The organism is Streptomyces lydicus (assembly GCF_004125265.1).
Classification (GTDB): Bacteria; Actinomycetota; Actinomycetes; order Streptomycetales; family Streptomycetaceae; genus Streptomyces; species Streptomyces lydicus_C.
Window position 1 is genome coordinate 2,322,640 of the sequence record NZ_RDTE01000003.1, and the last position, 19,927, is coordinate 2,342,566.

A 19,927-nucleotide genomic window follows, 5' to 3' on the forward strand; every position below is an offset into this window, starting at 1 on the left:
GTCTCGCAAACATCACACCCCCGTCCCGAACGAGCGACGTGACGGGCAACCGATGGGGTCGTTGCCTGTTGCGAGGTCCCGAGTGGCCGGTGCGCCCCACCGGCGCCCGCGGGCGGCGCGAGGGACCGTTCCCCGGCGGCACGGGATGCCGCCATCTGAAGAGCGTAGGAGCAGTTATGGGCGTGTTTTCGCGGTTTCGCCGCCGTAGGTCCGAAGCGTCGGCGGAGGAGCTCTCCGCCGCGGCGGTGACGGCCGGGGCGGAGCGGCCGGCGGAGGTGGAGGAGCCTGCGGAGGGGCCGGCGGGGGCGGTCGTTCCGGAGGCCGCGGAGGCGGCCGGAGCCGGAGCCGCCGGGGAGGCCGCGGACTCCGGTGCGGAGGACTCCCGCGCGGACGAGGGCGAGGCCGCGGCGCCCGGGCCGGCGGCCCCGGAAGCGTCCGGAGGGACTGCGGCCGAAGCGGCGGCCGGCGACGGTCCGCCGGCGGAGAAGGCCGGTGAGAAGGCCGGCGAAAAGAGCGGTGAGAGCGCCGGCATCCCCCGGCAGCAGTCGGCCGAGGCCGCCGCGGACAGCGAGAGCGCACGGCAGTAGCAGCCCGGCGTGCGCACCGTACGGACCGTACGGACCGTACGGAGCTCGACGGCCGCGGGGTTAAGTGCCCCGCGGCCGTCGCCGTACCCGCTCTCGGTGCCGCCGTACCCGCCCTCGATTCCGCGTTACGACCAGGACGCCACGAAGTAGCCCACGCCGTACGGGGCCTCCTCGCACAGCAGCCGTCCGCTCAGGCCCGCGTCCTCGGCCGCGCCCGCCAGCACCTGCCAGCAGGCCCGTCCGGACGCCTGGAGGGCGGCGGCCGGCCCCTCGTCCAGGGCGGCCAGCGCCTCGGTGTCGGCGGTGCCCAGGGCGCGGGCCGCGGCCGCGTCGAAGGCCTCGGCCCGCTCGTCGAAGTAGCCGGGCGCCTTCACCGTCCGGCAGGCGCTGCCGTCGCCCATCACCAGCAGGGCCACCCGGGGCGCGGAGGCCGCGAGCTCCCGGCCCGCCGACAGCGCACGGTCGCGGGGCAGCGACTCGGCCACCCCCAGCGCCTCCACGCGGACATCGGCCCGGTCCGTATGCGACAGCAGCCAGGCGCCGACCGCCAGCGACGGCGGGAGCGCCCGCTCCGGCACGGTCTCCGCGGCGCCCAGCCGCACCTCCAGATCCACCCCGAAGCCGCGGAAGGAGCCGGCGGCGCCCTGCGGGTGCGTGCCCCGGCCGGCCTCGCCGGACGGGCCGACGACGACCAGCAGGTCGGGGCGGGCCGCGGCGAGCACACCGATCGCGTCCAGGCAGGCGGCACGCAGCGCATCGAGTTCGGGCGCCGCCCCGGCGGCCACCTCCGGGACGAGGAGCGGCGGGCAGGGGCAGACAGCGGCGGCTACGAGCATGCCACGCAGCGTAACGCCCCTGCTGCGGGCCGGTCATGGCGCCCTGCAGGGCGCCCTGCGGCCGGTACGGAGCCGGGCGGTCGCGGCCGTCAGTCGCAGCCGCAGCCGGCGGTGGGCGCCGGGCTCGGTGCCGGGGCCCCGATGGTGGGCAGGCCCAGCAGCACGCCCTGGGGCTTCTCCGACGGCGCGGCGTTGCGCTTCTCCCAGGCGTCACCGGCGCGGGTGCGGCGGACCGCCTTGGCCGGGCCCTCCGCCAGGAGGTGGTGCGGGGCGGCGTAGGTGACCTCGACGGTCACCGTGTCGCCGGGGCGGACCGGCTCGTCGGGGCGGGTGAAGTGCACCAGGCGGTTGTCGGGGGCCCGGCCGGACAGGCGGTGGGTCGCCTCGTCCTTGCGGCCCTCGCCCTCGGCGACCAGCACCTCCAGGGTGCGGCCGACCTGCTTCTTGTTCTCCTCCCAGGAGATCTCCTCCTGGAGGGCGACCAGGCGCTCGTAGCGCTCCTGGACCACGGCCTTGGGGATCTGCCCTTCCATGTCGGCCGCCGGGGTGCCGGGGCGCTTGGAGTACTGGAAAGTGAAGGCCTGGGTGAAACGGGACTCGCGGACCGTGTGCAGGGTCTGCTCGAAGTCCTCCTCGGTCTCGCCCGGGAAGCCGACGATGATGTCCGTGGAGATCGCGGCGTCCGGCATCGCGGCGCGCACCTTCTCGATGATGCCGAGGAAGCGCTCCTGGCGGTACGAGCGGCGCATCGCCTTGAGCACGGTGTCCGAGCCGGACTGCAGCGGCATGTGGAGCTGGGGCATGACGTTGGGCGTCTCCGCCATGGCGGCGATGACGTCGTCGGTGAAGTCACGGGGGTGCGGGGAGGTGAAACGGACCCGCTCCAGGCCCTCGATCCGCCCGCAGGCGCGCAGCAGCTTGCTGAAGGCCTCGCGGTCGCCGATGTCGGAGCCGTAGGCGTTGACGTTCTGGCCGAGCAGGGTGATCTCGCTGACGCCCTCGGCGACCAGTGCCTCGATCTCGGCGAGGATGTCGCCGGGCCGGCGGTCCTTCTCCTTGCCGCGCAGCGCCGGGACGATACAGAACGTACAGGTGTTGTTGCAGCCCACCGAGATCGAAACCCAGGCCGCGTACGCGCTCTCGCGCCGGGTGGGCAGGGTCGAGGGGAACGCCTCCAGCGATTCGGCGATCTCGACCTGGGCCTCTTCCTGGATGCGGGCACGCTCCAGCAGCACCGGCAGCTTGCCGATGTTGTGCGTCCCGAAGACCACGTCGACCCAGGGGGCCTTCCTGACGATGGTGTCGCGGTCCTTCTGGGCCAGGCAGCCGCCCACGGCGATCTGCATACCCGGGCGCGCGGCCTTCTTCGGGGCGAGCTGGCCGAGGTTGCCGTAGAGGCGGTTGTCGGCGTTCTCCCGCACCGCGCAGGTGTTGAAGACCACCACGTCGGCGCCGTCGCCGTCCTTGGGCGCGGGGACGTATCCGGCCTCTTCCAGCAGGCCCGACAACCGCTCGGAGTCGTGGACGTTCATCTGGCACCCGTAGGTGCGGATCTCGTAACTCTTGTTCACGCCCACTGCCTGGCTCCGGTCGCTGCTGGTCATGCAACAAGGGTAGGCGGTACGGGAAGTACCTCCCGCCGCGGAGTCTTGGGATCCGGCAGCCCCGGGTGGGGTGACGCGGGCGGCCCGCCTCACAAGGCCAGCACGATGGCGGCGCCGACACCACCCGCCACCAACGCGAAGGCCGCGCTGCCGAGGCCGCCGTGCCCCCAGCGGAAGGGGCGGTCGAGCGCGAAGCGGCCGGGTCCGGTGGCCGCGACGGCCAGCGCGACGACGGCGATGGTCAGGGGGTATTCGATACCGCCGGTCATCTCCCAGAGCCCCTTGGGCGCCGACACGGCCATGGCGTTGATCATCACTCCGATGAGTGCGGCGGCCGCGAGGGGCGTGAGCAGCCCCACGGCGAGGCCGAGGCCGCCGAGGAATTCCGAGACTCCGGCGAGGCAGGCGAAGAACTGTCCGGGGCGGTAGCCGAGGGCGGCGAAGCCCTTGCCGGTGGCGGCGAGGCCGTGGCCGCCGAAGATCCCGAAGAGTTTCTGGGCGCCGTGTCCGGCCATGATCAGCCCCACGGTCAGACGCAGGAGGAGCAGGCCGAGGTCGGCGGCGAGCGGCGGTGAGCGGAGAGCGTCGGGCCTGGCGTGGGCATCGGTCCGCGGCTCGGTGGGCGGTTTCAGCGGTTTCACGATGACTCGTTTCCCGCACCGGCGCGTCAGGGCCGCGGTGTCGGACACCGGCGCCGGTGCGCTCGAGGTGGAGGGGAGCGAGTGGGGTGCGCGCCGGTCGGCGCGCGGTGGGAGACGTGCCAGGTCCCCGCTACGTCGAGAGATCGGGAGGATGCACCTCCACCATCGATCGTGCTACGCGAAGCGCCGTCTGCAAAGGGCGGTCGCACACCGGGCGCCCCTCCGGGTGCCGCACCTCCCGTCAGGAGGTTCTGCCCCTCCCTTTCCCGCCGCGGTACTGGCAGGATCCCGCCCATGGTCACAGCTCTCTCCCGCACCGGCCGCCGGGTCTTCCAGGCGGCGGTCGCGGCACTGGTCGCCCTCGGACTGGCGCTGTGGTGGCTGCTGACGATGGGCGGGGAGCCCGCGCCCCACGGGTCGCTGACGCTGGCGACGGGCGTACCGACCGGTGTGTACGCACGGTACGGGGAGCTGCTGAAGCAGGATCTGGCGCACGACCTGCCGGATGTCGATCTGCGGCTGGCCCGCACCGAGGGCTCCATCGACAATCTGCGGCAACTGGTCTCCGGGCGCGCGGACTTCGCGATCGCGACGGCCGACGCGGTCGCCACCTACGAGGTCAGGGGTGAGCCGGGCGCGGACCGGCTGCGGGCCTGCGCCCGGCTGTACGACGACTACATGCAGCTGGTGGTGCCGAAGAAGTCCGCGGTGCGCTCGACGAAGGACCTGCGGGGGCTGCGGGTGGGGGTGGGAACCGACGACTCCGGGGTCCAGCTGGTCACCCGGCGGCTGGTGGAGGCGGCCGGGCTGGACTTCCACGAGGACATCCGGCCGGTGCGGGTCGGCATCGACCAGATGCCCAAGCTGCTGGAGCAGCACAAGCTGGATGCCTTCTTCTGGTCCGGCGGGCTGCCGACGACGGCCGTGCAGCGCCTGGCACAGCGCTTCCCGGTGCGGCTGGTCCAGCTCGGTGATCTCAGCCCGGCACTGCACCGGCAGGGCGAGCGGACCCGCTACTACCGGGCGGCGGTGCTGCCCGCCGATGCCTATCCCCTGGCCCAGGACGGGCAGGCGGTGAAGACGATCGCGGTGGCGAATCTGCTGGTCACGACCGACCGGGAGGATCCGGTGACGGCCCAGGGCATCACCCGTACGGTCATCGGCAGCCGGGACTCGATCGGGCGCCAGGTCCATGCCGCGCAGAAGGTGGATCTGCGGACGGCGGTGTTCACCGATCCGCTGGAGCTCCACGAGGGCGCCCGGCGCTATTACCTGTCCCAGAAGCCGTGAGCCGGGAGCGCTGAGCGGGAGCACCGGGCCGGGAGCACCGGGCCGGAAGCGCCGAGTCCACCGGGTCCGCGAACGGACCGGGGCCCGCACCGGACGGACCGGTGCGGGCCCCGATCACGGGACGCGAGAGCGTCAGGCGGCGACGATGTTCTCCGCCTGCGGGCCCTTCGGGCCCTGGGTCACGTCGAAGGTGACCTTCTGGCCCTCGAGGAGCTCACGGAAGCCCTGGGCGGCGATGTTCGAGTAGTGGGCGAAGACGTCGGGGCCGCCGCCGTCCTGCTCGATGAAGCCGAAGCCCTTTTCCGAGTTGAACCACTTGACGGTGCCGGAAGCCATGTTTTTCTCCTTCATGGGGCAAACCGGAGACCACACTGCGCGGCCTCCTTGTCGCCGAGATGATTGCCCCACACCGGAACAGGTCCGGAAACAAGGAACGCCCGGGGCATCCAGCCTCCGGGCGCGCACAAAGTTCATCATGGGTACCACAACTGCAACGCCGTTCACGGTAGCACAGGTGCCGGGCAGGCCCGGCGGACCGCGCCCCGCCGCCCGCAGCCCGGCCCGCACCCCGGCAGGCCGTGCCCGCTGCCCGGCCTGCCGGGCCCGCCGCCCCCGCGTCCCGTACACGCCCGCCCGTCACGGGCGCCGTCACGGGCCGGTGCGCGGCACGGTGACCGTGACCTTCAGCCCGTGCGGCGGGTGCGGGGCGTAGGCGATGGTGGCGCCGCCCGCGGTGAGCAGGGCGCGGGTGATCGAGAGGCCGAGCCCGGAGCCGGAGACGTTCTGGTGGCGGCCGCTGCGCCAGAAGCGGTCACCGATCCGGGCGAGCTCGTCATCGGTCAGGCCGGGGCCGCGGTCGGCGACGGTGACCTGGACGCGCTCGCCCGACGCCGCGACACCGACGGTGACCGGCCGGCCCTCCGGGGTGAACTTCAGGGCGTTGTCGACGACGGCGTCCAGCGCGCTGGACAGCGCGACCGGGTCGGCCCAGCCGGTGACGGCGCGCTGGCCCTCGTAGGCCAGGAGGACCCCCTTGTCGTCGGCCAGCGGGCGCCAGGAGTCGACGCGTTCGGCGGCCAGCGCCGCGACATCGGTGAGCTGGAGGTCGGCGGCGGTGTGTTCGGCCAGCGCGAGGTCGAGCAGATCGTCCAGGACACGGGCCAGCCGCTTGCCCTCGGTGCGGACCGAGGCGATCTCCGCGTTGCCGTCGGGGAGTTCGAGGGCGAGCAGCTCGATGCGCAGCAGCAGCGCGGACAGCGGGTTGCGCAGTTGATGGGAGGCGTCGGCGACGAAGGCGCGCTGCTGCTCCAGGACGTCCTCGACATGGTCGGCCATCTCGTTGAACGAGCGGGCCAGCCGGCGCAGTTCGGGCGGTCCTGCGGTGGCCGCCACGCGGGCGTTCATCCGGCCGGTGGCGATGTCGTGGCTGGCCGTGTCCAGGACGCGTACCGGCCGCAGCACCCAGCCGGTGAGGCGGAAGGCCGCGGCGACGGCGACGAGCATGGCCGCGCACTCCCCGGCCGCGATCAGCAGCCAGCTGCGCAGGACACCGGCGCGCAGGTGTCCGGTGGGCGAGTCGGTCATCACCACGGCGACCACATCGCCGTCGCGGATCACCGGGGAGGCGACCGGGATGCGTCCGGTGTCGTCCCCGGGCCAGATCTGGTGCGGATCGTGGCTGCGACGGCCCGCCAGCGCCTCACGGAAGGCCTGAGCGCCCTCGCCGTCGCGGGGCACCGGCATACCGGCCGGGGCGGCGGCCATCGGGGTGTGATCGCGGTAGAAGACGCCGGCCCGGATGCCGTAGAGGCCGTAGTAGCGCGCGAGTTCGGTACGGAGGGTGGCCAGCCGCTCGTCCTCCTCCGGGGTCTTGCTGTCGGTGTCCGTGGCGGGGCGGGCGGTGACGAACTGGGCGAGGGAGGCGAAGCGCGCGGCGTCGTCGATCCGGTCGACGACCACCCGCTGCTGCTCCACACCGGCCGTGATGACGCCCAGCGGGACGCCCAGCGCCAGCAGCACACCGGCCATGAGGACGATGAGGAGAGGGAGGAGTCGGGTGCGCACCTGGCAGCGGCGGCCTTCAGGAGGCCGGGGAGGCGGGCAGCCGCCGCCCCGCGCCGGCGGCCGGGACGACCAGACGGTAGCCGACGCCGCGCACCGTCTCGATCAGGGCGGGCATCCGCAGCTTGGCGCGGAGTGAGGCGATATGGACCTCCAGGGTCCGGCCGGTGCCCTCCCAACTCGTGCGCCACACCTCGCTGATGATCTGTTCCCGGCGGAAGACCACACCGGGCCGTTGGGCGAGCAGCGCCAGCAGGTCGAACTCCTTGCGGGTGAGCGGGACCGCGGCGCCGTCCACGGACACCTGACGGGTGGGGAGTTCGACGGTGACCGCGCCCAGATACAGCGCCTCGCCGGGGACGCTCTCGTCGGCAGGCTGCTCGGCACCGCCGGGCACGCCCCGCCGGCTCACCGCATGGATACGGGCCAGCAGCTCACCGGTGTCGTACGGCTTGACGACATAGTCGTCGGCGCCCAGGTTGAGGCCGTGGATGCGCGAGCGCACATCGGACCGCGCGGTGACCATGATGACCGGGGTGGCGCAGATCTTGCGGATCCGGCCGCACACCTCGAAGCCGTCCTGGTCGGGCAGTCCGAGGTCGAGCAGCACCACCGCGAACGGCTCCGCATGGGCGGGCAGCAGGGCCTTGAGCGCCTCCTCGCCGTTGCGTGCGTGGACGACGGACAGGCCGTGCTTGGCCAGCACCGCGGACAGGGCCGCGGCGACATGATCGTCGTCCTCGACGAGCAGCAGTCTCATGCGGGTCTCCTTCCGGGGTGCGTGCGTACGGGCCACAGGGCATCTACGGCGATACGAGGCATGCGCGTCAAGAGGAGGCCACCTCCTGGCCGCCATCCGTTACCCAGCCGGTACGCCCGCGGGGCCGGGCCGGCGTCGCCCCGCGGCCACCCCGCCTGACGCAGAGTGTCCGTTTGCGGCCGGATCGTTATCCTCAAGTTCCCCTCAGAAGTAATGACGCTTGTCGCAGGGCGTCATTACTGTCCTCCCAACCGAGGAGGACGGAGCTACCCGCCGATGAGCGAAGTATCGGTGACCAAGAACGCCGAGGGTCCCGCGCCGGCAGCGGACCGGCTGGTCGTGCTGGACCACGTGAACAAGCACTTCGGCGCGCTGCACGTGCTCCAGGACATCGACCTGACGATCCACCGCGGCGAGGTCGTCGTCGTGATCGGGCCCTCGGGCTCGGGCAAGTCGACGCTCTGCCGCACGATCAACCGCCTGGAGACCATAGACAGCGGCAGCATCACGATCGACGGGAAGCCGTTGCCGCAGGAGGGACGGGAGCTGGCCCGGCTGCGCGCCGACGTGGGCATGGTCTTCCAGTCCTTCAATCTCTTCGCGCACAAGACGGTGCTCGAGAACGTGATGCTGGGGCAGACCAAGGTCCGCAAGACGGACAAGGCCGAGGCCATGGCGAAGGCCCGTACCCTGCTCGACCGGGTCGGCGTCGGCACCCAGGCGGACAAGTACCCCGCACAGCTCTCCGGCGGTCAGCAGCAGCGGGTGGCGATCGCCCGTGCGCTGGCGATGGACCCGAAGGTGATGCTGTTCGACGAGCCGACGTCCGCGCTCGACCCGGAAATGATCAACGAGGTGCTGGATGTGATGCAGCAGCTCGCCCGGGACGGCATGACGATGATCGTGGTCACCCATGAGATGGGGTTCGCGCGCTCCGCAGCGAACCGGGTCGTCTTCATGGCGGACGGCCGCATCGTCGAAGAGGCCGAGCCGAACCAGTTCTTCAACAACCCGCGCAGCGACCGCGCCAAGGACTTCCTGTCGAAGATCCTCCACCACTGAGGCCGCAGTCGGGCCACCGTCATTGCCAACATTTGCTGAACCAAAGGATGTTCACCATGAGGATGCGTCAAACGGCTGCGGCCGGTGCGGTGGTGCTCGCGCTGGCGGCCACGGCGACTGCGTGCGGCGGCGACAAGGGAACGGCGGGCGACAAGCCGGCCGGCGGAGAGGTCTTCAGCGGCACCTACAAGGTCGCCTCGGCACCGAAGATCGACTCCCCGGTGCTGAAGAAGGCCCAGAAGGCCAAGAAGATCGTCATCGGTGTGAAGGCCGACCAGCCGTTCCTGGGCTTCAAGGACACCGCCGGCAAGTACTCCGGCTTCGACATCGAGATCGCCAAGATGGTCGCCGCCGACCTGGGCTTCTCCGAGAAGCAGATCGAGTACAAGACGATCGACTCCAACGTCCGTGAGACCACCATCTCCCGCGGCCAGGTCGACTACTACGTCGGTACCTACACGATCAACGACGAGCGCAAGAAGCAGGTCGGCTTCGCGGGCCCGTATTACACCGCCGGCGCGGACCTCCTGGTGCGCAGGGACGACAAGTCCATCACCGGCCCGGAATCCCTCAAGGGCAAGAAGGTCTGCTCGATCGTCGGCTCGACTCCGCTGCAGGAGATCAAGAAGCCGAAGTACGGCGCGAACACCAGCGAGCAGTCGAAGTACTCGGACTGCGTCAAGAACCTCGTGGACGGCCAGGTGCAGGCGGTCACCACCGACGACGCGATCCTCAAGGGCTACGCGGCACAGCGCCCCAGCCAGCTCCGGGTCGTCGGCAAGCCGTTCACCAAGGAGCCCTACGGCGTCGGTATGCGCAAGGACGACAAGGCCCTGCGCACCGCCATCACCGAGGCGCTGGAGAACCACATCAAGAACGGCGACTACGAGAAGGCCTACAAGGGCACGCTCGGCAAGTCCGGTTCGCCCTTCAAGGCCCCCCAGACCCCGCTCCCGCGCGACTGAGGCACCCCGCCCACCGGACCGCGCCGCCCCGTACGCCCGCCGCGGCGGGTGTACGGGGCGCGGTGTCTTCCGCGCGCCCCCTTTGCTCCTCTTCCCGCCGTCGACCCGACCGCTACCGCGGAGACCCCATGAACGTACTCCTCGATTACCTGCCCGAGTTCCGGGACGGGTTCCTCGGAACCCTGGCGATCACCGCGTCCAGCGCGCTGCTCGCCCTGGTCCTCGGCGTTGCCATAGCCGGCTTCCGGGTGTCTCCGGTCCCGCCGCTGCGCGCCTTCGGCACGGCCTGGGTCACGGTGCTGCGCAACACCCCGCTGACGCTGCTCTTCCTGGTCGCGTTCTTCGTCGTCCCCCAGGTGCTCTTCCGCGGCGCCAGCCCGTACGTCCTGGCCACCCTGGCCCTCGGCTTCTACACCTCCTCCTTCGTCTGCGAGGCGGTGCGGTCCGGCATCAACACCGTGCCGCTGGGCCAGGCGGAGGCCGCGCGCAGCATCGGCATGACGTTCTCCCAGACGCTGCGCGAGATAGTGCTCCCCCAGGCCACGCGCACCGTACTGGCACCGCTCAGCAGCATCTTCATCGCGCTGACGAAGAACTCCGCCATCGCCGGAGCGTTCGGGTACGGCGAGTTGTTCAACGTCTCCAAGCTGCTCAACGACAAGGGGTACGCGATCGCCTGGATCTTCCTGTGGACGGCACTCGCCTACCTCGTCATCACCTTCGCCATCAGCGGCGCCTTCCGGGTGCTGGAGCGCCGGATGGGGGTCGTGCGGTGAACGGGCGCGGGAGGCCGGACGGGACGACACGGGTGCCGCGCGCAGGCGGGGCGGAAACTAGTGAGGTAAGGGCATGAGCGGCGCCAGCGTTCTCTACGACGTACCCGGGCCGAAGGCGAGGACACGCAACCGCATCTACGGCGTCTGCGGTGCGCTCGCGATGCTGGGACTGCTCGTGTTCGCCGTGGTCCGGCTCAACACCAAGGGCCAGCTCGAACCCGAGGTGTGGAACATCTTCAACAACGCCGGAGTGCGGACCAACATCCGCGACGGCGTCCTGACGACACTTCAGGTCTTCGCGGTCGCGGCGGTGCTGTCGCTGGTCCTGGGCGTGCTGCTCGCGGTGGCCCGGCTGTCGGACCACAAGCCGGTCCGCTGGCTGGCGACCGGCTTCATCGAGCTCTTCCGCGCCGTCCCGCTGCTGATCACGATCTACGCGCTGTGGGTGGCGCTCCTGACCAGCCGCGAAAGCCTCGGCCTCGGCGAGGACGGGCCGCAGTTCTGGGCACTGGTCATCGGGCTGACGGTCTACAACGGCTCGGTCCAGGCCGAGGTGCTCCGGGCCGGCGTCAACTCCGTCCCCGCGGGACAGCGCGAGGCCGCCTACGCACTCGGTATGACCAAGACCCAGGTCATGACGACGGTACTGCTCCCGCAGGCCGTCCGCGCGATGCTCCCGACGATCATCAGCCAGCTCGTGGTGACCCTGAAGGACACCTCGCTGGGCTACATCATCACCTTCGAGGAACTGCTCTTCACCGCCCGCCAGATGAGCACCAACATCCTCGTCAACGGCAACGACACCTACGTGCCGTTCATCATCGTGACCGGCGCCCTCTACGTCGCGATGTGCCTGGCGCTGTCCTCCCTCGCCAACTGGATCGAGCGGCGCGGCAGCCGGGCCAGGACCGGCATCAAGGTGGCCGCGGCGGGCGAGCCGGTGGCCGCCGGCGACGCGCTGGAGGTGGCCGACGCGGTACCGGACAAGCCGGCGGCCCCGCAGGACTGAGCGCAGGCCGCGGCGCCCCCGCGCCGCCCTGACGGCGCGCGGCCGCCGCGCGGCCGAGATGAGACCGTCCGGAGGCGGTGGCACCGCTGCCACCGCCTCCGTCACTTGACGCGAGCGGTCGCAGTGGGTTGCATACGCTGTGTGATCACGCACCGGGTTCCAACTGCCAGTTTCCGTCTGTCCCGTACGCACCAGCGGTCCCGGGGAGCTGCGCCGTGGACCCGGTGATCGTGGTCGGTGCCGGCCCGGTCGGCCTCTCCCTCTCCCTCGCCCTCGCCCGCCTCGGCGTGCCCAGCGTCGTCCTCGACGAGACCGCCGGCCAGGAGGACACCCGGCCCGCCCGCACCGCGGTGCTCCACCAGGACACCGCCGCCTTCATCGGCCGGCTCGGCTGTGCGGACAGCCTGGAGAGCGCCGGCACCCGGTGGACGGCCTGGCGCACGATGCGCCGCCGGCGCCTGCTGGAACGCATCGCCTTCGCCCCGCAGACCCCGGACGGCGCCGCCCCCGCCACCGCCGTGTCCCCGGTCCATCTGCCGCAGCATGCCCTCACCCGCGCGCTGCGCGCCGCACTCGCCCACGAAAAGCTCGCCGAGATCGTCACCGGCAGCCGGCTCGCCGGCCTCGAACAGGACGAGCAGGGCGTCAGCGCCCACACCCGGGGCGCCAACGGGACGTGGTGGCGCGGGAGTTACCTGATCGGCTGTGACGGCCCCCGCTCGACGGTCCGCAAGCTGCTGGACGTCCGCTTCCCGGGGCGTACGGCAGTGGAACGGCACGCGGTCGCCGCGCTGCGCTGCGAGCTCCCGTGGCCCGGCGAGGCGCTGCTGCACCGCTCGCCGCCCCGGCACGGCGGCGCACCGGGCAGCGAGGTGTCCGCCCGCCCGCTGCCCGACGGCATCTGGCGGCTGGACTGGCTGCTGCCACCGGGGCGCGAACTGGTCACACCGGACGCCCTGGTCGCCCGGATCCGCGACTCGCTGGCGGGCTGGACCACCGAACCCCCGGCGGACCCGGCCGGGGCGACCGGCGCGGACGGCGGCGCGGCGCCCGCACGGGGGCGCGGCCACGGGCGGCTGGTCCCGCCGTACGAACTCCTCGACACCGGGGTGCACACCGTCCACCACCGGCTGGCCCGGCGCTGGCGCCGGGGCCGCGCCTTCCTCGCCGGGGACGCCGCCCATCTGCTGGGCGCCCTCGGCACCCAGGGCCTCGACGAGGGGCTGCGGGACGCCGAGAACCTCGCCTGGAAGCTGGGCCTGGCCTGGCACCACGGCGCCTCCGATGTCCTGCTCGACAGCTACCAGGCCGAGCGCCGCGGCGCGGTCGCGGCCCGGCTGCGCGCCGCGGACCAGGCACTGCCGCTGCTGCGCGACGGCCGCTCGGCCCGCTGGCGGACGGTGCTCCCGGGCGCGGTGCGCGGCCGCAGCACCCTGCTCACCGACGGCCATCTCAGCCGCGGCCCGCTGGGCGCGCCACCGGTGTACGCCCGCACCCCGCTCGCGCCGCCCGTGACCGGCCCCGTCGTCGAGACGCCTCCCGGCGCGGCCGTCACGGATGTGCCGGTGACCGCGTCCGACGGCTCGGTGGTCCGGCTGCGCGACCGGCTCGGGCAGGGCCTCCTGGTGGTGCTGGTGGCGCCCGGCACCGGTGTCTGGGACCGGCGGCACTGGCAGTCGGCGGGCCTGATGCCCCGGTTGACCGAAGCGGTCGACGCGCTGCCGATGGCCGCCGAGATCCTGGTCACCGAGGCCTATCCGGGTGCGGCCGCGCACACCGTGCTGCTCGTACGGCCGGACGGCCATCTGGTCACCGCGCTGTCGGGGGTCCGGCCGGCCGAGATGGCCGCCTGCGCGGACGCGGTACGGGGCAGGGAGTACGGGCAGGGGGCGGAACCCGGCCGGGCCCGGCGACCCGAGGAGGCCGGCGACTTGGGGGTGTCCCGGGACGGCGGAGCCGGGCAGGGGGGAGCCGGTGCGGGTGAGCTCGGTTCGGGTGCGCCCGGTTCGGGTGCGCCCGGGGAAGGTGGAAGCGGTAAGGGTGGAGCCTGGGTGAGTGACGGCGGGGAGGGTGGGCCGGGGGCGGGCGGAGCCGCGGAGAGCCGGGCTTCTGCGGTTGACCCTGCGCGAACGTCCATGCTTCACTCCGAGGATGACTGACCACAGCTCGCGATTCTGGCGGAGGGTCCATCTCGACCTGCTCCGCTATGCGGGCTGCATGTGTCGTCCGTCCTGTTGATCCGCAGCTCCTTTCCCGCGCGGCCGCCTGCCCCTCCGGCAGCCGCGCCTCTTCGCGATCACCCAGGACGGTTTCCGTGCCCGACGTACGTACCCCTGCGCGCCCGCGTGCCACCGGCCATGACGGTGGGCCCAGCGCCCGTGAACTTCTCGACTTCGCCCACCGCACCGCCGTGGACCCGGAGCTCATCGCTTCGCTCCCGCTGGACCCCGAGGGCCGTACCTGGATCCGGCTGGACGGGCCGGGCGGCAGTGAGGCCTGGCTGATCGGCTGGCCGCCCGGCACCGGTACCGGCTGGCACGACCACGGCGGCTCGCACGGCGCCTTCGCGACGGCCGCGGGCGAGCTGACGGAACAGTCGCTCACCGCCCGGCTCCCCACCGAGGGCTGGAAGACGCTGGAACTCGCCGACGGCGTGGACCGGGAGCGCAAACTCAGCGACGGCCACGGCCGGGCGTTCGGCCCGCACCATGTCCATCAGGTGCTCAACCTGTCCCCACAGACCCATGCGGTGTCGGTACACGCCTACTATCCGCCGCTGCCGTTGATGCGCCGCTACAGCCGCACCGGGCCCCTGCTGCGCCTCGAAGCGGTCGAGCAGCCCGAGGAGTGGACATGAGCGCGGTCGACGAGCTGCTGGCCCGTGCCCGGCGCGAGCTGGGGCACCGGGTGGGTCCGCGGGAGGCCGCCGCGGTCCAGGAAGCCGACGGGCTGCTGGTGGACATCCGCTACGCGGAGCTGAGGGAGCGCGACGGCCTCATCCCCGGCGCGCTGATCGTGGAGCGCAACGAGCTGGAGTGGCGGCTCGACCCGACGGGCGAGCACCGCGCCCCGGAAGCGACCCATCACGCCCTGCCGGTCGTGGTCGTCTGCAACGAGGGCTACGCATCGAGCCTCGCGGCACTCTCCCTGCGCGAGCTGGGCCTGCACCGGGCGACCGACCTGGAGGGCGGGTTCCAGGCCTGGCGGGGTGCCGGGTTGCCGGTGGGGTGAGACGGGGGGCTGTGGGTGGGGAGGTGAGGGGGCGGCGGCTTCTTCGCCGTCTCTCTTCCCCCGCCCCCGCCCCCTCCCTCCCCGTGGCCTCGGCTTGTTCTGCTCACGTGTCCGGCAGATAGTGCTCCTCCAGGAGTGCCGGGTCCTCGCCTTCCTCCTCCAGGGCCTGCCTGACCACCCGGAGGGCGAGGCCTTCCGGATACCCCTTGCGGGCCAGCATTCCGGCCAGACGGCGCAGGCGCTTGTCGCGGTCCAGGCCTCGGGTGGAGCGCAGTTTGCGGTCCACCAGCTCGCGGGCGGTGGCCTCCTCCTGTTCGGAGTCGAGGCGGCCGACGGCCACATCGATGAGGGCGGAGTCCACCCCCTTCGTACGCAGTTCACGTACCAGGGCGCGGCGGGCCAGACCGCGCCCGTGATGGCGGGACTCCACCCAGGCGTCGGCGAAAGCCGCGTCATCGATCAGTCCGACGTCCTCGAAGCGGGAGAGCACTTCCTCCGCCGCCTCCTCGGGAATGCCCCGCTGATGCAGGGCGTCCCCGAGCTGCTTGCGCGTGCGAGGGCTCCCGGTGAGCAGGCGCAGGCAGATGGCCCGTGCCTGCTCCTCGGGCGTACGCGGTGGTCCCGACCCGGCCCTCGACGCGTCGGGACCACCGCTGCTCTCCCGGCCATGACGGCCCCTGCGGCCCTGACGGGTCTCGGCGTCGCCGGCAGCGCTGCTGGTGTCGTCCTCGCTGCCCGGCCATTCCGTTCGCCGCGTCATGGCGGGCTAGCTCTTGGCCGCGGCGGCCTTGGAACCCTTGGCGCCCTTGGCCGCCGGTGCCGGAGCCGGAGCCGCGACAGCCACTTCGCCCGCCGCCACCGCGGCGTCCTCGCCGGGCTCCGCCGCCGGGTCCTGCGGCTTCACACCGATACCGAGCTTTTCCTTGATCTTCTTCTCGATCTCGTTGGCGAGATCCGGGTTGTCCTTGAGGAAGTTGCGGGCGTTCTCCTTGCCCTGGCCGAGCTGGTCGCCCTCGTAGGTGTACCAGGCACCGGACTTGCGGATGAAGCCGTGCTCCACCCCCATGTCGATCAGGCCGCCCTCACGGCTGATGCCCTGGCCGTAGAGGATGTCGAACTCGGCCTGCTTGAAGGGCGGGGAGACCTTGTTCTTGACGACCTTGACGCGGGTGCGGTTGCCGACCGCGTCCGTGCCGTCCTTGAGGGTTTCGATGCGGCGGATGTCGAGGCGCACCGAGGCGTAGAACTTCAGCGCACGGCCACCGGTGGTGGTCTCCGGCGAGCCGAACATCACGCCGATCTTCTCGCGGAGCTGGTTGATGAAGATCGCGGTGGTCTTGGACTGGTTGAGCGCGCTGGTGATCTTGCGCAGCGCCTGGCTCATCAGCCGGGCCTGGAGGCCGACGTGGGAGTCGCCCATCTCACCCTCGATCTCGGCCCGCGGCACCAGGGCGGCGACGGAGTCGATCACGATGAGGTCGAGGGCGCCCGAGCGGACCAGCATGTCCGTGATCTCCAGGGCCTGCTCGCCGTTGTCCGGCTGGGACAGGATGAGGGAGTCGGTGTCCACGCCGAGCTTCTTGGCGTACTCGGGGTCGAGGGCGTGCTCCGCGTCGATGAACGCGACGGAGCCGCCGGCCTTCTGGGCGTTCGCGACGGCGTGCAGGGTCAGGGTCGTCTTACCGGAGGATTCCGGGCCGTAGACCTCGATGACGCGGCCGCGCGGAAGGCCGCCGACGCCGAGCGCGACGTCGAGCGCGGTGGATCCGGTGGGGATGACCTCGATGGGCTCCTTCGACCGCTCCCCCATGCGCATCACGGCGCCCTTGCCGAATTGCCGTTCAATCTGTGCGAGTGCGGCGTCCAGCGCCTTCTCGCGGTCGGTGCCTGCCATGGGTTCCACCCGATTTGCTTGAGTCGATCGCTTCACGTCCATGACGCTAACGCCTGCCACTGACAATGCGCCCGGACCCGGCTCCGGCCTGTGGATAACTCCGCGGAAAAGCCCGAGGACACAGGCCGGATCTCCCATGAGAATGGATGTTCGATTTTGGTGTCAAGCGATACCGGTGCGCGTCGCCGACAGGTTGCCGGACCGGCATCGGCGCTCCGCCCCCGGCCGCGCACCGCAGCCCACGAGGCTCACGGCCGCGGGCAGCAGTCCGCTCTGCACTGCCTCCCGGCCGTGCGCAGCGCCCCGGAGCCCTGCGCCGCGCGGGTCAGCAGACGCCCTCGCCGTCCTCCTGGACACCCCCTGCCGCCTTCCGGTCCTCCAGCGGGGCCGAGGGCTGCTCGTCGTGCAGGGTCCGCCGGAAGCGGGCCAGCACGCCGGCACCGCGCCGGCGCCTGCCGTGGACCCGAAGGTCGTCGGCGACCTCGTACCGCTTGACGTACGCGCCGAGGAAGGCCTGCAGCGTCGCCGTGGCCGGGATCGCGATCAGCGCGCCGACCGCGCCCATCAGGGCCGTGCCGGCGACGACCGAGCCGAAGGCGACGGCGGGATGGATGTCCACGGTCTTGGCGGTGATCCGCGGCTGCAGGAGGTAGTTCTCGAACTGCTGGTAGGTCACGACGAAACCGAAGACCCACAGCGCGTACCAGGGGTCGACGGTGAACGCGATCAGGATGGGCAGGGCGCCCGCGAGGTAGGTGCCTATGGTCGGGATGAACTGGGAGACCAGCCCCACCCAGATGGCCAGCGCCGGGGCGTAGGGCACCCCCAGGACCTGCAGCAGGACATAGTGCGCGACACCCGAGATCAGCGCCATCAGGCCGCGGGAGTAGAGGTAACCGCCGGTCTTGGCGACGGCGATCTCCCAGGCGCGCAGCACCTCCGTCTGGCGGTGCGGCGGGAGCACGGAACACAGGGCGCGCCGCAGCCGGGGGCCGTCGGCCGCGAAGTAGAACGAGAACAGGGCCACCGTCAGCAGGTTGAACAGGCTGCCCAGCACCGTCGCGGAGACGGCCAGCACGTTGTTGGCGCTGTCCTGGACGTACTTCTGCAGCCAGTCGGACTTCAGCAGGTTGTTCTGCACCTCGACCCGCGAGAGGTGGGTGTGCAGGGTGCTGTTGATCCAGCTGATGACGGAGTCCAGATACTGCGGGAACTCCTCCACCATGTTGGCTATCTGGCCGGCCAGCATGGAGCCCAGCAGCGCGAAGAACCCGGCCGCGGCCACGAGGATGCTCGCGAAGACCAGGCCCGTGGCCAGTCCGCGCCGCATGCCGCGGGCCGCCATCCAGTCGACGGCCGGTTCGACGGCCAGCGCGAGGAAGAACGCGATCAGCACATTCAGCAGCAGCGTGATCAGCTGGTGGAATCCCCAGGTGGCGAGCTGGAAACAGGCCACCAGGGCGAGCGCCAGCACCATGGCCCGCGGCAGCCAGCGCGGCATCCGCGCATCGGACCGGCCCTCGGGCCGGCCCTCGGGGCATGGGATGTCGTTGCTGATGATCTCTTCTGACTCGGGCACGGAGCCAAGTGTCGCGCACGGCTGCGACACCCCGGGTCCCAGACCGTGCTTCCGCCCGCCGGCGCCCGGCCGGCGGGCTCGCTCCTTCCCAGGTCAGAGCCTCGCACCCGGCCCTGCTCAGCGCTTTTCGGGCGGCACGTCCATCACCGAGCAGACCACCCGCCACACCTCTTTGGCGCTCCACCCCGCGTCCAGCGCTTCCTGGACGGTCCGGCCGCCGAGGTCCGCCATCACATGATCGCGCGCGAAGGAGTCGGCATACGCCGCACCGAAGTGATCCGCCATCCGCTGCCAGAAGATCGTCAACCGCATGAGTTCCGCTCCGTACCCGCTGTGACCCGTATGTCCGCTGTGCGTTTCGCCCGCACGCCTTCGCATGTCCCGCACGCCCGCGCAGGGATATACGCAGAGTAAGGCCCAGCCCGCCATGCCCGGGCCGGCAACAGGACCCGGAGCCGGACCCGGACCGACAACCGGACCCGAACCGGCAACCGGCCCCTGGCCGACGAACTCCGGCAAGCCGGGGAATCCCGCGGTGCGAGAAAATCCACCGCATTCTCGAATTCCCGGCCCGGGGAATAAGGCCGCTTTCACACTTCCCGAATCATCCGGACGGATCCTTCGGATCTTTCCTCACCTCCACTCAGACTTTCCTCACCTCCGCTCAGAGGTGCCCTCACACACGGGTGGGGGCCGGACCCCGAAGTCCGGCCCCCACTCGCAGAACGAGCAAGTCGTGCCATGAATTCACCAGCGATACCACCGGCCACGCTTACCGCCGGCACCCGCGGAACGCAGCACGAACCCCAGCAGCCACACGGCGAGCACGATGACCGCCACGATCCACAGGGCCTTCAATGCGAATCCGGCGCCGAAGAGAAGAAGCGCGAGAAGAAGTACGAGAAGCAGGGGGACCATGGTTATCAACCTCCGAGGCATCGTGTGAGGCATCGTGTGCCCCGCGGAATTTCCCCCAACCTCCCGAACTCACGTGTTTCTCAGCCGGTTGCCGGGGCATCAGGAATTGCTCACCGGACAAGATCTGTTCCGTCGGCGGACCCGGAGCCCCGAGGCCCTAAAGGTGCCAACTGAGGGTCCCGCTCCGGGAGGACAGCACCACGAGCAGCACGAGGTCGAGAACGCCGAACGCCAGGCCCAGGAAGGCGCGGAGACGGCGGACGGTTCCCCGGTAGAGGGCCGCGGCCCCGAAGAACAGCGCGCACGGGCCGAGCACGATGTTGAACGCCAGGGCACCCAGCAGACCGCAGACGAACCCGGCAACGGCCATCCGGTCGGCCTGGGGATGCGGTCCGGTCCTGACGGGGATCCGGGCGGAGGTCACCGGCCGCCTCCCTTCGCCGCCTTGCGGCGTTCCTTGGTGAAGAAGACCACCAGCCAGGCCACGATGGCGAGAGAGGCGACGACGGTGACGGGCACGGGGACGTGCCCCGCGGTCCCCATCAGCACACCGAAGAGGAACAGCGCTACGACCAGGAAGAGCATGATGCACCTTTCCCATGGGTGGGACGGCAAGGAAGCGGCGAGCCCTCACGGGCTTCAACTGCGCCTTTGCGGTGCCGCTTCGGCCCGCGTACCCACACCGGCCGCATCCCACCGGGTCGGTTCCGGACG

At 71.5% G+C, this 19,927-nt stretch carries 23 protein-coding genes; 10 read left to right on the top strand and 13 right to left on the bottom strand.

The window, feature by feature from the left end; translation table 11 throughout:
• Positions 1–176 precede the first annotated feature (176 nt).
• Positions 177–587, top strand: a complete 411-nt coding sequence (locus D9V36_RS40910) for a hypothetical protein (RefSeq protein ID WP_164992942.1) — start codon at positions 177–179, stop codon at positions 585–587.
• 125 nt (positions 588–712) lie between these two features.
• Here D9V36_RS40910 and D9V36_RS12635 read toward each other — a convergent pair whose 3' ends face one another.
• The 3 genes from D9V36_RS12635 to D9V36_RS12645 form a co-directional block, all read right to left on the bottom strand.
• Positions 713–1,423, bottom strand: a complete 711-nt coding sequence (locus D9V36_RS12635) for a class III extradiol dioxygenase subunit B-like domain-containing protein (RefSeq protein ID WP_129293858.1) — start codon at positions 1,421–1,423, stop codon at positions 713–715.
• An 89-nt stretch (positions 1,424–1,512) separates the two neighbouring features.
• Complete coding sequence (gene miaB, locus D9V36_RS12640) at positions 1,513–3,027, bottom strand: tRNA (N6-isopentenyl adenosine(37)-C2)-methylthiotransferase MiaB (protein WP_129293859.1); 1,515 nt, start codon at positions 3,025–3,027, stop codon at positions 1,513–1,515.
• Positions 3,028–3,116: 89 nt separating this feature from the next.
• A complete protein-coding gene (locus tag D9V36_RS12645; protein WP_129298374.1) occupies positions 3,117–3,659 on the bottom strand; it encodes a DoxX family protein in 543 nt (180 codons plus the stop codon).
• Between the two features lie 303 nt (positions 3,660–3,962).
• Here D9V36_RS12645 and D9V36_RS12650 point away from each other — a divergent pair, with 303 nt between their 5' ends.
• Positions 3,963–4,958, top strand: a complete 996-nt coding sequence (locus D9V36_RS12650; protein WP_129293860.1) for a TAXI family TRAP transporter solute-binding subunit — start codon at positions 3,963–3,965, stop codon at positions 4,956–4,958.
• Between the two features lie 132 nt (positions 4,959–5,090).
• Here the strand turns inward: D9V36_RS12650 and D9V36_RS12655 are convergent, their stop codons facing one another.
• The 3 genes from D9V36_RS12655 to D9V36_RS12665 all read right to left on the bottom strand — a co-directional run bounded on the left by D9V36_RS12655 (position 5,091) and on the right by D9V36_RS12665 (position 7,779).
• Complete coding sequence (locus tag D9V36_RS12655) at positions 5,091–5,294, bottom strand: cold-shock protein (RefSeq protein ID WP_006602702.1); 204 nt, start codon at positions 5,292–5,294, stop codon at positions 5,091–5,093.
• 312 nt (positions 5,295–5,606) lie between these two features.
• Positions 5,607–7,022 carry a sensor histidine kinase gene (locus D9V36_RS12660; RefSeq protein ID WP_129293861.1) on the bottom strand — a complete coding sequence of 472 codons (1,416 nt, stop codon included), beginning with the start codon at positions 7,020–7,022 and terminating at the stop codon, positions 5,607–5,609.
• 16 nt (positions 7,023–7,038) lie between these two features.
• A complete protein-coding gene (locus tag D9V36_RS12665; protein WP_129293862.1) occupies positions 7,039–7,779 on the bottom strand; it encodes a response regulator transcription factor in 741 nt (246 codons plus the stop codon).
• 276 nt (positions 7,780–8,055) lie between these two features.
• Here D9V36_RS12665 and D9V36_RS12670 point away from each other — a divergent pair, with 276 nt between their 5' ends.
• The 8 genes from D9V36_RS12670 (at position 8,056) to D9V36_RS12700 (ending at position 14,822) form a co-directional block, all read left to right on the top strand.
• A complete protein-coding gene (locus tag D9V36_RS12670; protein ID WP_129293863.1) occupies positions 8,056–8,841 on the top strand; it encodes an amino acid ABC transporter ATP-binding protein in 786 nt (261 codons plus the stop codon).
• 56 nt (positions 8,842–8,897) lie between these two features.
• The gene (locus tag D9V36_RS12675; protein ID WP_129293864.1) at positions 8,898–9,806 is read left to right on the top strand and encodes a glutamate ABC transporter substrate-binding protein; all 909 of its coding nucleotides are present in this window, start codon (positions 8,898–8,900) and stop codon (positions 9,804–9,806) included.
• Positions 9,807–9,934: 128 nt separating this feature from the next.
• The gene (locus D9V36_RS12680) at positions 9,935–10,582 is read left to right on the top strand and encodes an amino acid ABC transporter permease (protein WP_129293865.1); all 648 of its coding nucleotides are present in this window, start codon (positions 9,935–9,937) and stop codon (positions 10,580–10,582) included.
• Between the two features lie 73 nt (positions 10,583–10,655).
• Positions 10,656–11,591: an amino acid ABC transporter permease gene (locus D9V36_RS12685; RefSeq protein WP_129293866.1), complete on the top strand. Its 936-nt coding sequence runs from the start codon at positions 10,656–10,658 to the stop codon at positions 11,589–11,591.
• 215 nt (positions 11,592–11,806) lie between these two features.
• Complete coding sequence (locus D9V36_RS12690; RefSeq protein WP_129293867.1) at positions 11,807–13,750, top strand: FAD-dependent monooxygenase; 1,944 nt, start codon at positions 11,807–11,809, stop codon at positions 13,748–13,750.
• The gene (locus D9V36_RS42845; RefSeq protein ID WP_311624691.1) at positions 13,743–13,829 is read left to right on the top strand and encodes a putative leader peptide; all 87 of its coding nucleotides are present in this window, start codon (positions 13,743–13,745) and stop codon (positions 13,827–13,829) included. The genes D9V36_RS12690 and D9V36_RS42845 overlap by 8 nt, the downstream gene beginning before the upstream one ends.
• Before the next feature lie 76 nt (positions 13,830–13,905).
• On the top strand, positions 13,906–14,448 hold the full coding sequence (locus D9V36_RS12695; RefSeq protein ID WP_129293868.1) for a cysteine dioxygenase: 543 nt from the start codon (positions 13,906–13,908) through the stop codon (positions 14,446–14,448).
• The gene (locus D9V36_RS12700; protein WP_129293869.1) at positions 14,445–14,822 is read left to right on the top strand and encodes a rhodanese-like domain-containing protein; all 378 of its coding nucleotides are present in this window, start codon (positions 14,445–14,447) and stop codon (positions 14,820–14,822) included. Before D9V36_RS12695 ends, D9V36_RS12700 begins: the two co-directional genes overlap by 4 nt.
• Positions 14,823–14,925: 103 nt before the next feature.
• On the opposite strand, the gene recX is transcribed toward D9V36_RS12700, so the two are convergent.
• From recX to D9V36_RS40915, 7 genes are all read right to left on the bottom strand, one after another.
• A complete protein-coding gene (gene recX, locus D9V36_RS12705) occupies positions 14,926–15,582 on the bottom strand; it encodes a recombination regulator RecX (RefSeq protein ID WP_129293870.1) in 657 nt (218 codons plus the stop codon).
• A gap of 6 nt (positions 15,583–15,588) precedes the next feature.
• Entirely contained in the window at positions 15,589–16,716 is a 1,128-nt protein-coding gene (recA, locus tag D9V36_RS12710) for a recombinase RecA (RefSeq protein ID WP_129293871.1), read from the bottom strand.
• Between the two features lie 325 nt (positions 16,717–17,041).
• The gene (locus D9V36_RS12715) at positions 17,042–18,217 is read right to left on the bottom strand and encodes an AI-2E family transporter (protein ID WP_129298375.1); all 1,176 of its coding nucleotides are present in this window, start codon (positions 18,215–18,217) and stop codon (positions 17,042–17,044) included.
• Between the two features lie 195 nt (positions 18,218–18,412).
• Entirely contained in the window at positions 18,413–18,607 is a 195-nt protein-coding gene (locus D9V36_RS12720; protein ID WP_086721579.1) for a DUF3046 domain-containing protein, read from the bottom strand.
• A 435-nt stretch (positions 18,608–19,042) separates the two neighbouring features.
• The gene (locus D9V36_RS12725; RefSeq protein ID WP_086716166.1) at positions 19,043–19,213 is read right to left on the bottom strand and encodes a hydrophobic protein; all 171 of its coding nucleotides are present in this window, start codon (positions 19,211–19,213) and stop codon (positions 19,043–19,045) included.
• Between the two features lie 157 nt (positions 19,214–19,370).
• Positions 19,371–19,637 carry a DUF4190 domain-containing protein gene (locus D9V36_RS12730; protein ID WP_129293872.1) on the bottom strand — a complete coding sequence of 89 codons (267 nt, stop codon included), beginning with the start codon at positions 19,635–19,637 and terminating at the stop codon, positions 19,371–19,373.
• Complete coding sequence (locus tag D9V36_RS40915; protein WP_164992943.1) at positions 19,634–19,798, bottom strand: hypothetical protein; 165 nt, start codon at positions 19,796–19,798, stop codon at positions 19,634–19,636. The genes D9V36_RS12730 and D9V36_RS40915 overlap by 4 nt, the downstream gene beginning before the upstream one ends.
• Between the last annotated feature and the right edge of the window lie 129 nt (positions 19,799–19,927).

Bases quoted from the DNA above. Each gene is read 5' to 3' on its own strand.
- D9V36_RS12665 (WP_129293862.1), bottom strand. From the start codon at position 7,779: ATGAGACTGCTGCTCGTCGAGGACGACGATCATGTCGCCGCGGCCCTG.
- D9V36_RS12700 (WP_129293869.1), top strand. From the start codon at position 14,445: ATGAGCGCGGTCGACGAGCTGCTGGCCCGTGCCCGGCGCGAGCTGGGG.
- D9V36_RS40915 (WP_164992943.1), bottom strand. From the start codon at position 19,798: ATGCTCTTCCTGGTCGTAGCGCTGTTCCTCTTCGGTGTGCTGATGGGG.
- D9V36_RS42845 (WP_311624691.1), top strand. From the start codon at position 13,743: ATGACTGACCACAGCTCGCGATTCTGGCGGAGGGTCCATCTCGACCTG.
- D9V36_RS12650 (WP_129293860.1), top strand. From the start codon at position 3,963: ATGGTCACAGCTCTCTCCCGCACCGGCCGCCGGGTCTTCCAGGCGGCG.
- D9V36_RS12675 (WP_129293864.1), top strand. From the start codon at position 8,898: ATGAGGATGCGTCAAACGGCTGCGGCCGGTGCGGTGGTGCTCGCGCTG.
- D9V36_RS12635 (WP_129293858.1), bottom strand. From the start codon at position 1,423: ATGCTCGTAGCCGCCGCTGTCTGCCCCTGCCCGCCGCTCCTCGTCCCG.
- D9V36_RS12720 (WP_086721579.1), bottom strand. From the start codon at position 18,607: ATGCGGTTGACGATCTTCTGGCAGCGGATGGCGGATCACTTCGGTGCG.
- D9V36_RS12715 (WP_129298375.1), bottom strand. From the start codon at position 18,217: ATGCCGCGCTGGCTGCCGCGGGCCATGGTGCTGGCGCTCGCCCTGGTG.
- D9V36_RS12670 (WP_129293863.1), top strand. From the start codon at position 8,056: ATGAGCGAAGTATCGGTGACCAAGAACGCCGAGGGTCCCGCGCCGGCA.
- recX (WP_129293870.1), bottom strand. From the start codon at position 15,582: ATGACGCGGCGAACGGAATGGCCGGGCAGCGAGGACGACACCAGCAGC.
- D9V36_RS12655 (WP_006602702.1), bottom strand. From the start codon at position 5,294: ATGGCTTCCGGCACCGTCAAGTGGTTCAACTCGGAAAAGGGCTTCGGC.
- miaB (WP_129293859.1), bottom strand. From the start codon at position 3,027: ATGACCAGCAGCGACCGGAGCCAGGCAGTGGGCGTGAACAAGAGTTAC.
- D9V36_RS12680 (WP_129293865.1), top strand. From the start codon at position 9,935: ATGAACGTACTCCTCGATTACCTGCCCGAGTTCCGGGACGGGTTCCTC.
- recA (WP_129293871.1), bottom strand. From the start codon at position 16,716: ATGGCAGGCACCGACCGCGAGAAGGCGCTGGACGCCGCACTCGCACAG.
- D9V36_RS12725 (WP_086716166.1), bottom strand. From the start codon at position 19,213: ATGGTCCCCCTGCTTCTCGTACTTCTTCTCGCGCTTCTTCTCTTCGGC.
- D9V36_RS40910 (WP_164992942.1), top strand. From the start codon at position 177: ATGGGCGTGTTTTCGCGGTTTCGCCGCCGTAGGTCCGAAGCGTCGGCG.
- D9V36_RS12685 (WP_129293866.1), top strand. From the start codon at position 10,656: ATGAGCGGCGCCAGCGTTCTCTACGACGTACCCGGGCCGAAGGCGAGG.